The sequence below is a fragment of the Intrasporangium sp. genome (assembly GCF_030452765.1).
Classification (GTDB): Bacteria; Actinomycetota; Actinomycetes; order Actinomycetales; family Dermatophilaceae; genus Intrasporangium_A.
In genome coordinates this window covers 1-9651 of record NZ_JAKDLO010000165.1, presented here as the reverse complement: position 1 = coordinate 9651, position 9651 = coordinate 1, and the positions used below count along the sequence as shown (strand labels likewise).

At 70.7% G+C, this 9651-nt stretch carries 7 protein-coding genes and 1 pseudogene; 5 read left to right on the top strand and 3 right to left on the bottom strand.

Annotation, left to right across the window (positions count from 1 at the left end; all coding sequences use genetic code 11):
- On the bottom strand, window positions 1-650 hold a 650-nt coding region (locus L0H79_RS17475), incomplete at its 3' end, for a D-alanyl-D-alanine carboxypeptidase (protein WP_301485926.1).
- A 111-nt stretch (window positions 651-761) separates the two neighbouring features.
- Here L0H79_RS17475 and L0H79_RS17470 point away from each other — a divergent pair.
- From L0H79_RS17470 to L0H79_RS17455, 4 genes and pseudogenes are all read left to right on the top strand, one after another.
- Window positions 762-1280, top strand: coding sequence for an inorganic diphosphatase (locus tag L0H79_RS17470; protein ID WP_301485925.1), 519 nt, complete (start codon window positions 762-764; stop codon window positions 1278-1280).
- Window positions 1281-1700, top strand: a pseudogene (locus tag L0H79_RS17465) (LLM class flavin-dependent oxidoreductase); the annotation flags it as partial.
- Between the two features lie 400 nt (window positions 1701-2100).
- Window positions 2101-2550, top strand: a complete 450-nt coding sequence (locus L0H79_RS17460) for a MarR family winged helix-turn-helix transcriptional regulator (protein ID WP_301485924.1) — start codon at window positions 2101-2103, stop codon at window positions 2548-2550.
- A 7-nt stretch (window positions 2551-2557) separates the two neighbouring features.
- Window positions 2558-3772 carry an MFS transporter gene (locus L0H79_RS17455; protein ID WP_301485923.1) on the top strand — a complete coding sequence of 405 codons (1215 nt, stop codon included), beginning with the start codon at window positions 2558-2560 and terminating at the stop codon, window positions 3770-3772.
- A gap of 243 nt (window positions 3773-4015) precedes the next feature.
- Here the strand turns inward: L0H79_RS17455 and L0H79_RS17450 are convergent, their stop codons facing one another.
- Together L0H79_RS17450 and L0H79_RS17445 are read right to left on the bottom strand one after the other, a co-directional pair.
- The gene (locus L0H79_RS17450) at window positions 4016-5350 is read right to left on the bottom strand and encodes a nitrate/nitrite transporter (RefSeq protein WP_301485922.1); all 1335 of its coding nucleotides are present in this window, start codon (window positions 5348-5350) and stop codon (window positions 4016-4018) included.
- Window positions 5351-5414: 64 nt separating this feature from the next.
- Window positions 5415-6848: an NAD-dependent malic enzyme gene (locus tag L0H79_RS17445; protein ID WP_301485921.1), complete on the bottom strand. Its 1434-nt coding sequence runs from the start codon at window positions 6846-6848 to the stop codon at window positions 5415-5417.
- Window positions 6849-7043: 195 nt separating this feature from the next.
- Here L0H79_RS17445 and L0H79_RS17440 point away from each other — a divergent pair, with 195 nt between their 5' ends.
- Window positions 7044-9509, top strand: coding sequence for an HAD-IC family P-type ATPase (locus L0H79_RS17440; protein WP_301485920.1), 2466 nt, complete (start codon window positions 7044-7046; stop codon window positions 9507-9509).
- Window positions 9510-9651: the final 142 nt, after the last annotated feature.

Below are 9651 nucleotides of genomic sequence, written 5' to 3'. Positions count from 1 at the left end.
GCCCCCGGGGCTTTGGCCTGCGGCACCTTCCGGGTCACAGGCCCCGTCCGGGGCGCCCCCCGGGCGGCGGCCACGTGCGGGGCCCGGGCGCCGAGACCCGCGTGCCCGGCCACCGATCCACGGACACCCTTGCCCGGCGCGAGCAGTGAGTCGCCCCCGGCCACGAGGATGACGGAGCCTGGCCCTGTGCCTCGGACGACCTCGGTCGTCAGCACGTCGCCCGGGCCGAACACGTGCCCGATCGCTGCCGCCGAGAGCAGCTTCGTCGTCGAGGCCGGCACCCGAGGCACGGCACCGCCGTCGTCGAGCAGTACCGTCCCGGTCTGCCCGTCCCGCACGACCAGGGAGGCGTCCGCGAGCGCCGGTAGCGCGAGGACCGGCTCGAGCTTCCTGCGCAGCCCCGCCGTGCTGGGTGCCGAGCCTGCGCCCGAGAGCGAGCCGAGCGGCATACCGACCGACGTGGAGGGGGTGGGCTGTGGAACGACCGGCAGGGTGCGCGTGCCCGGCGTCGCGGTCGGCGGCGGTGGCGGGAGCGGGCGGGTCGTCAGGACGCCCGGAACGGCGCCGCCCGCGTCGAGTGCGGCATAGCCGAGCAGGACGGCGAGGCTCGCCCCCGCGACCAGCGGCACGCGCCCGATCGAGCGCTTCACCCGTACACCACCGTCGCCCTCTGTTCCCTGACTCCCACGCGTGCGCAAGACTGTCCCCGGACATTCTGACAGCAGCCGAGCCCCGAGCCGGCGCAAGAGAGAGGCACCAGGGTGCAGTTCGACGTCACGATCGAGGTCCCGCGCGGCCAGCGGAACAAGTACGAGATCGACCACGAGACCGGTCGGATCCGCCTGGATCGCTTCCTCTTCACCTCGATGGCCTACCCGACCGACTACGGCTACATCGAGGCGACGCTCGGCGAGGACGGCGACCCGCTCGATGCCCTGGTCATCATCCCCGAGCCGCTCTTCCCCGGTGTGGTCGTGAAGGTGCGACCGATCGGCGTCTATCACATGGACGACGAGGCCGGCGGCGACGACAAGATCCTGTGCGTGCCCGTCGACCCGCGAATGGACGTCTACCAGAAGCTGTCCGACGTCGATCAGTTCAAGCTGGACGAGATCAGGCACTTCTTCGAGCACTACAAGGACCTCGAGCCGGGCAAGCATGTCGAGGGCTCCGACTGGGCGCAGCGCGAGGCGGCCGAACAGATCGTCGGCGAGGCCCTGGCCCGGGCGAAGGAGCACGGCTTGACGACACGACGCTGGGCGATGCCGAAGGGCCACTGAGTGCGGCTACGGATCTTCACCGAGCCGCAGCAGGGCGCAACCTACGACGACCTGCTCTCGGTTGCGCAGTCGAGCGAGCAGCTCGGCTTCGAGGGGTTCTTCGGCTCCGACCACTACCTGCACATGGGCGGTGCCGGTGGCCGGGTCCGACAGATGCCTGGGTGACCCTCGCCGGGCTGGCGCGGGAGACCACCACGATCCGGCTCGGCACGCTCGTGACGTCGGCGACGTTCCGGCTGCCGGGGCCACGGGCCATCGCGGTCGCCGGCGTGGACCGGATGAGCGGCGGACGGGCTAGAGCTCGGCCTCGGCGCGGGGTGGTTCGAGCAGGAGCACCTGGCCTACGGGATCCCGTTCCCGTCGGCGGGGGAGCGCTTCGACCGCCTCGAGGAGCAGCTCGAGGTGATCACCGGTCTGTGGGCGGTGGTGGTGCGACGCGACTGCACACCGTTCTCCACGACTTGACAAGGCTGCTCGTCGACTCGACTGATGATCATCGCTATCGGCCTCGGACATCGCTCCGAAATCCACCGAGAGGTGTAGTGCTTGTGCCGCGCGTCGATTGGTCGGCGGAGCAGCGCTCAGGGCAACCTGGCGGCGCCGGGTCAGCTACCCACGTGTCGGTCCGCTACAGGTCGAGGACCACCGCCAGGGCGTTGTCGACCCGTTCCATCTCGTCGATGGTCAGGAAGCCGATCGGCTCGGTGAGGTGGTGCTCGTGTCAGAGGCTAGCCGGGTCTGCGATCGTCACTCGGGCTCGGTTCCGGGCGACCCGACCCCCGGCAACATTACATAGATTATCTATGTATACTGCCGACCCATGACCGATCGGCAGACCGCAGCGAACGACCTGCTCCGTGCTGCAGCGCGCCTGAACCGATGGGCGAGCCAAGCGGCAGCGTTCGAGATCCCCTACGCGCAGGCTCGGTTGATCGCCGTCATCGACGAGCTGCAGCCGGTGCGAGTCAGCGCGCTGGCCGATGCGGACCACAGCAGCCAGCCCACGGTGACCGCCCAGGTCCGGCGGATGGAGCGCGCCGGCTGGGTGCGACGTCACGCCGACCCGAGCGACGCCCGGGCCTCCCTCATCAGCCTGACGCGGGAGGGAGCGACCGCCCTCAGCCAGGTCCGTGCGGCTCGGGCCGGCGTCATCGACCCCTTCCTCGACCGTCTGGACGATCCCGCGCTCGACCGGGTCCGCGTGGCCGTGGACCTCATCACCGAACTGCTCGACCTCGCCTCGAGCGGTCCCTCCCGAAAGGACGCCTGACACCGACATGTGGCGCCAATCCAAGACCGTCTGGTCGGTCGCCTTCGCGTGCGTGATCTCCTTCATGGGGATCGGCCTGGTCGACCCCATCCTCAAGCCGATCGCCGACGAGCTCGGCGCCGGGCCCGCGCAGGTATCGCTCCTGTTCACCAGCTACATGGCGGTCATGGGAGTCGCCATGCTCGGCACCGGCTGGGTGAGCAGCCGCGTCGGGGCGAAACGTGCCCTGATGCTCGGGCTCGTCCTCATCATCGCGGGCTCAGCCTTCGCCGGGATGCAGGACACGGTCGGCGGGATCGTCGCCTTCCGGGCGCTCTGGGGCCTGGGCAACGCCCTGTTCATCGCGACTGCGCTGTCCACCATCGTCAGCGCGGCCACCGGCTCGGTCGGCCAGGCGATCATCCTCTACGAGGCGGCTCTCGGAGTCGGGATCGCAGCGGGGCCGCTCCTCGGCGGTTGGCTCGGCAGCATGTCGTGGCGGGCTCCCTTCTTCGGGGTCGCCGCCCTCATGGTCGTCGGGCTCGTCGCGACCACGCTGACTCTGCCACCGATGCCGCGCTCCGCTCACCCGTCGTCGATCCTCGCCCCGATCCGTGCCCTGCGTCACCGAGGCCTGCTCACCGTCGGGGTCACCGCGCTGCTCTACAACTTCGGGTTCTTCACGCTGCTCGCCTTCACGCCGTTCCCGCTCGACATGGGGGCGCAGGCGATCGGCCTGATCTTCTTCGGCTGGGGCGTCCTGCTCGCGACGACCTCGGTCTTCGTGGCCCCGAGGCTGCAGCGTCGTGTCGGCACGCTCCACGGTGTCGTCGGAGCCCTCCTCGGCTTCGCGACCGTGCTGGCCGTCATGGGTTTCGGCGCACACAGCAAGCCCGTGCTCGTGGTCGGTGTGGTCGTCTCCGGGGCGTTCCTCGGGATCAACAACACCCTCATCACCGAGACCGTCATGAAGATCGCTCCCGTCGAGCGGCCGGTCGCGTCGGCGGCATACAGCTTCGTCCGGTTCGGCGGCGGCGCAGTCGCGCCCTGGCTCGCCGGGGTCCTCGGGGAGCGGTGGGTCCAGCTGCCGTTCTGGGTCGGCGCGTCCGCCGTGCTCATCGGCATCGCGGTCCTGCTCACCGCTGCACCGCTCATCCGCCGCATCGACGAGCAGCCGGGCCACGGTGCCGAGCCCGTCGGTTCCGAGATCGAGGCCGAGGCGGTGACGCTCGGCGACGCCTGACCGCGCCCACCGCCGGTCGGCCAGCGCCTCGGCGAGGTCCATCTCGCCGCTCCAGACCTGCACGGTCTCCCGGCCGTCGTCATCCCAGCGGAGCCGGGCGAACCGGTGACGGCCGGCATACCAGGCAGGCGACCCCTCGTGCGAGGCACCCAGCACGGCGCCCGGCAGCCGCTCGGCCATCCGGTGGACGTCGTCCCCCGTGGCCATCCATCGACGGTAGCGGCCCGCGAGCCTGCGGCCGGGTCAGTGGAACGTGATCGTGTTGCTGCCCCCGCGCATGGCGTCGTAGCCGTCGGGGTCGATCGCGAGCATCGCCCTGCGAGTCTTGCCCCGGTACCGGAAGATCTGGATGAGACCCAACGCCCAGATGAGGTACTGAACGGCCATCGCGGGCCGGAACGCCTCGAGCGTCCACTCGGACGGCCCACCGGGCGCAACCCGGTCGAGGACGATCCCGATGAGGGCGACGGCCACGAGGGTCGCGATGAAGCCGCCGGTGTTGACGATCCCGGTGGCGCTGCCGATCCGGGTCGGCGGGTTGAACGTACGAGCCAGGTCGAAGCCGATCAACGAGCCCGGACCCCCAGCGGCCATCACGACGACGAGCACGACGAGCAGCCACATGGGGGCCTTACCGGGCCAGAGCAGGACCACGGTCCACGCGGCGATCACCGCACCGACGATCCACAGCACGAGCGTCGAGCGGGAGAACGGGAAGCGCATGGTCAGCGACCCGAACAGGACGCTGAAGACCATCGACCCCCCGACCATGACCATGAGCAGCGCGCTCGCGCTCAGCGACGAGAGGCCCTCCCCCGAGATGAGGAACGGGAAGCCCCACAGCAGCGAGAACACGTTGGCCGAGAACTGGGCCGTGAAGTGGCTCCACAGCCCGAGTCGCGTGCCCGGCACGTGCCAGGCATTGCGCAGGCTGCGCGCGAGCGCCCGCAGCCGGAGCGCGTCGCGCGCCTGGTCACCATACGGGCTGTCGCGGACGAACAGGACGAGCAGGACACCGGTGAGGGCGCCCACGCCGGCCGAGACGGCATACGACGGCGTCCACCCGAAGTGCGCCAGGGCGAAAGCGAGCGGGCCGGCAGCGAGCAACGCACCGATCTGCCCCAGCAGCCCGGTCAGCTGCGACACCATCGGGGACCGACGGGCCGAGAACCACAGCGCGACCAGCCGCATGACCGAGATGAAGACCATCGCGTCGCCCATGCCGAGGAACACCCGGCAGACCAGCGCGGCGGGCAGCGTGTCGACGAACGCGAAGGCGAGCTGGGCCGCGGTGAGCAGAGTCAGCCCCACGCCGAGGAGCCGCTTGGAGCCGTACCGGTCGAGCAGCGCACCGACGGGCAGCTGCATCCCGGCGTAGATCGCGATCTGGACGATCGTGAAGAGCGACAGCTCCGAGCTCGAGATGTCGAACCGCTCGGCCGCGATGACGCCCGCCACACCGAGCGAGGTCCGGTGGAAGACGGCCAGGACGTAGACGGCGATCGCGCTGCCCCAGACGAGCCAGGCCCGCCGGCCGTCGATGGCGTAGCGCTGGACTCGGGCGGCTCCGGTGCTCACGGTCGTCGATGCCGGACGCGCGAGATCGGCGCCGCCGTGGCGCAGTTGCAGGTCGGTCGCCGACTCACTGGGTCATCGGGATGGACGGCTTCGGCGCCTTCGGGACACAGTCGACGATCGCCTTGGCAACCGTCTTGCTCATGTCGGGGTGGAAGACGCTCGGGACGATGTAGTTCGGGTTGAGCTGCGAGTCGGAGACCACCGAGGCGATCGCCTCGGCAGCCTTGATGAGCATCTCGGTCGTGATGTCGGTCGCCCGGGCGTCGAGCAGCCCACGGAAGACGCCGGGGAAGGCGAGGACGTTGTTGATCTGGTTCGGGTAGTCGCTGCGGCCCGACGCGACGACCGCCGCCCGCTGGGTCGCCTCGAAGATGTCGACCTCGGGGTCGGGGTTGGCCAGGGCGAAGACGACCGGCTTCGGCGCCATCTCCTCGATCCACTGGGGCTCGAGGATCCGCGGAGCGCTGACGCCGATGAACACGTCGGCACCCTGCAGACCGTCACGCAGCGTGCCCCGCAGGCCGCGTGGGTTGGTCTGCTCGGCGAGTCGGCGCCACGCGGGGGTCAGGGACTCGTCGTCCCTGTTCAGCAGTCCCGGCCGGTCGAAGACGGTGACGTCCACGGCACCGGCGGACAGGAGCAGCTGGACGATGGCCGAGCCCGCGGCGCCCCCGCCGGAGACGAGGATGCGCGCCTCGGGGAGGGGCTTGTCGATGATGCGCAGGGCGTTGGTCAGTGCCGCGAGGACGACGATGGCCGTGCCGTGCTGGTCGTCGTGGAAGACCGGGATGTCGAGGCGCTCCCGCAGCCTGGCCTCGATCTCGAAGCACTTGGGGGCTGCGATGTCCTCGAGGTTGATCCCGCCGAAGCCCGGTGCGATCAGCTCGACCGTGCGGACGATCTCGTCGACGTCGGTCGTGTCGAGGCAGATCGGCCACGCGTCGATGTCTGCGAACCGCTTGAAGAGGGCCGCCTTGCCCTCCATCACCGGCAGCGCCGCCCCCGGGCCGATGTCACCCAGGCCGAGGACGGCCGTGCCGTCGGTCACGACCGCGACGCAGTTGCCCTTGATCGTCAGCTTCGGGATGTCCTCGGGATGCTCGTGCAGGGCCATGCTGACCCGGCCCACCCCGGGGGTGTAGGCCATGGCGAGGTCCTGACGGTTGCGCAGGTTGACCTTGGACTCGACGCTGATCTTGCCCCCGAGGTGCAGCAGGAAGGTCCGGTCCGAGACCTTGTGCACCCGGACGCCCTCCAGCGTCTCGATGGCATCGACGATCTCGCCCGCATGGTCGGCGTCGGACGCGGAACAGGTCAGGTCGATCACGAGCCGGTCCGGGTGCGAGTCGACGATGTCGAGGGCGGTCGTGATTCCCCCGGTGTCGGCTACCTTGATCGCGAGCTGCCCGATGACAGCCGGATCGGTCCCGGCGTGGATGCGCACGGTGATGGAGTAGGAGGCGGCAGTCGCCCTGGCTCGGTGGCTCGAATCGGTCACGCCGCATATCGTCCCACCGCGACGCTCCGTTCCGCGACTCCGTCCGTATGCCGCCCTCCCGACCCCGCCGAGAGGCCGGCCCATCGAGTTCCCCCGATGTGCGAGCAGGTCTCCAGACGCGGTCCTTCGACCCGCGCGGCGATGGAGCAGGCCAGGGTCGCAACGATGGCGTCCTCACCCGGGACAATGGGCGCCGTGACGACATCCGGGGAGCAGGTGGACCTGACGGCGGAGCCGAGGCGCACCATGGGCCTGACCGGGTCGGAGGTGGCCGAGCGCGTCGAGCGTGGGCAGACGAACGAGCTGGCCGAGCGCACGTCACGGTCGTTCGGCGAGATCTTCCGGGCCAACGTCCTCACCCGGTTCAACGCGATCCTGGGCGCTCTGTTCGTCCTCGTCATGACGACGGGGAGCTTCGCCGACGGCGTGTTCGGCATCGTCCTGGTCGTCAACTCCGGCATCGGGATCGTCCAGGAGTACCTCGCCAAACGCAAGCTCGACCGGCTTGCGCTGCTCAACGCGCCGCAGACCCGGGTGGTCCGCGACGGCGAGCTGCGCGTCATACGGACGGGCCAGGTCGTCCTCGACGACCTCATCGAGCTGCGCACGGGAGACCAGGTCCCTGCGGACGGGACGTTGCGAAGCTCGACGGGACTCGAGCTCGACGAGTCGAACCTCACCGGCGAGGCCGACCCGGTCCACCACCTGCCGGGCGACGAGATCCGTTCCGGCACAATGGTGGTCGCCGGGATGGGAAGGTTCCACGCGAGCGCGGTCGGGGCCGACGCGTACGTCAACCGGATCGCCGCCGAGGCCCGCCGCTTCACCCGGACCCACTCGGAGATCCAGTCGTCGATCAACCGGCTGCTCACCTACATCACGTGGGTCATCATCGTCTCACTGCCGCTGCAGATCTGGTCGCAGTGGCGGGCCGTCGGGGCGCAGGGGTGGCAGGCGGTCGTCATCCGTTCGGCCGCAGGTCTCGTCGGGCTCGTGCCCGAGGGTCTCGTCCTGCTCACCTCGATCGCGTTCCTGCTGTCCGCGGTCCAGCTGGCCCGCCGCCAGGTCCTCGTGCAGCAGCTGCCTGCGGTCGAGGGCCTGGCACGGGTCGACGTCGTGTGCCTGGACAAGACCGGCACGCTGACCGTCGGGGAGATCGTCTTCGAGGACGTAGAGGCACTGGGTGACGCCTCGACCGCAGAGCTGCGGCAGGCACTCGGCGCGCTGGCCGACGACCCGGACCCGAACGGCACCCTCGCCGCGGTCGCGGCAGCAGTCACGCCGCCGACCGGGTGGGTGCGGAGCGGCACGATCCCCTTCACGTCGGAGCGCAAGTGGAGCGCCGGCTGCTTCGGGGAGCGGGGCACCTGGCTGCTCGGCGCCCCCGAGGTCCTGCTGCCCGACGGGAGCCCGGGACGAGAGCGCACCGCCGAGCTCGCCGCGACGGGCCGGCGGGTCGTCGCGCTGGCCCGCAGCAACGCGCCCCTGACCGAGCCGGCACTGCCGAGCGACCTGCGACCGGCTGGGCTGGTCCTGCTCACCGAGCAGGTGCGCGACGACGCCCACGAGACTCTTGCCTACTTCGCCGAGCAGGACGTCGCGATCAAGGTCGTCTCGGGCGACAACCCGCAGACCGTGGCCGCCGTCGCCCGACGGGTCGGTCTCGACGCCGGAGAGCCCGTCGATGCCCGGAGCCTCGGTGAGGATCCGGAGTCGCTGCGCGAGGTGGTCCGTGGCACAACGGTGTTCGGTCGGGTCAGCCCGGAGCAGAAGCGGGCTCTCGTCCACGCCCTTCAGGCGGACGGGCACGTCGTCGCGATGACCGGCGACGGTGTCAACGACGCGCTCGCCCTCAAGGACGCCGACATCGGCGTCGCCATGGGCAACGGTGCCCAGGCGACCAAGGCCGTCGCCGAGCTCGTCCTGCTGGACGGACGGTTCGCCCACCTGCCCACCGCGCTTCACGAAGGTCGCCGGGTCATCGGCAACGTCGAGCGTGTCGCCAACCTCTTCGTCGCAAAGAACGCGATGAGCCTGGTGGCGATCGTCGCGACGGCTCTCATGGCGACGGCGTTCCCGTTCCTGCCCCGCCACCTGACGCTCGTCTCGTCGGTGACGATCGGCATCCCGGCCTTCTTCCTCGCGCTGGGCCCGAACCGGCGCCGCTACGTGCCCGGCTTCCTCGGCCGGATCCTGCGCTTCGCGGTGCCGGCCGGCGCCGTCGCCGGGTTGTCCGTGATCGTCTCGTACCTCGTCGCGGGCAGCCGCTACGGAGTGCCACGTGACGAGTTCCTCGACCGGTGCTCCCTCGCGGCGAGGGCAGTCGACACCGCCTGCCGCCAGCCCGGCACCGGCGCGACGATCACCCTGCTCGTCGTCTTCTTCTGGATCCTCGCGATCCTGTCCCGGCCGTTCCGGCTGTGGAAGGGCATGTTGCTCGGTGCGATGGTCCTGCTCGCGGTCCTGGCCTTCGTGGTACCGGCCGCCCGGGAGCTGTTCACCTTCAGTGCACCGGCGGCCCTCGTCCGGGAGTCACTGGCGGTCGGCCTAGCCGGCGGGGTGCTCGTCGAGCTGGTGCACCAGTGGGTGGTCCGGTCGCGCTCGCGCCATCCGCAGACTGGGTCGCGCAGGGAGCCGCGGCGTGGCCGGGTGGATCGGTAGGGCACGCCGGCACGGGCTGCGTCGGTTCGCCCTCGCCTGACTTGGTCCGCGCCCCCCGTCCCTCGGCTCCCGAGCGCGGTATGCCGCCGCGCCGGGGGGGGCCGGGCGCCCCCCCGGGGGGCGGCCACCCCCCCCCCGGCGA

What these genes read in the sequence shown, in the direction of transcription:
- L0H79_RS17460 (WP_301485924.1), top strand. Translation starts at nt 2,101, where the DNA reads ATGACCGATCGGCAGACCGCAGCGAACGACCTGCTCCGTGCTGCAGCG.
- L0H79_RS17455 (WP_301485923.1), top strand. Translation starts at nt 2,558, where the DNA reads ATGTGGCGCCAATCCAAGACCGTCTGGTCGGTCGCCTTCGCGTGCGTG.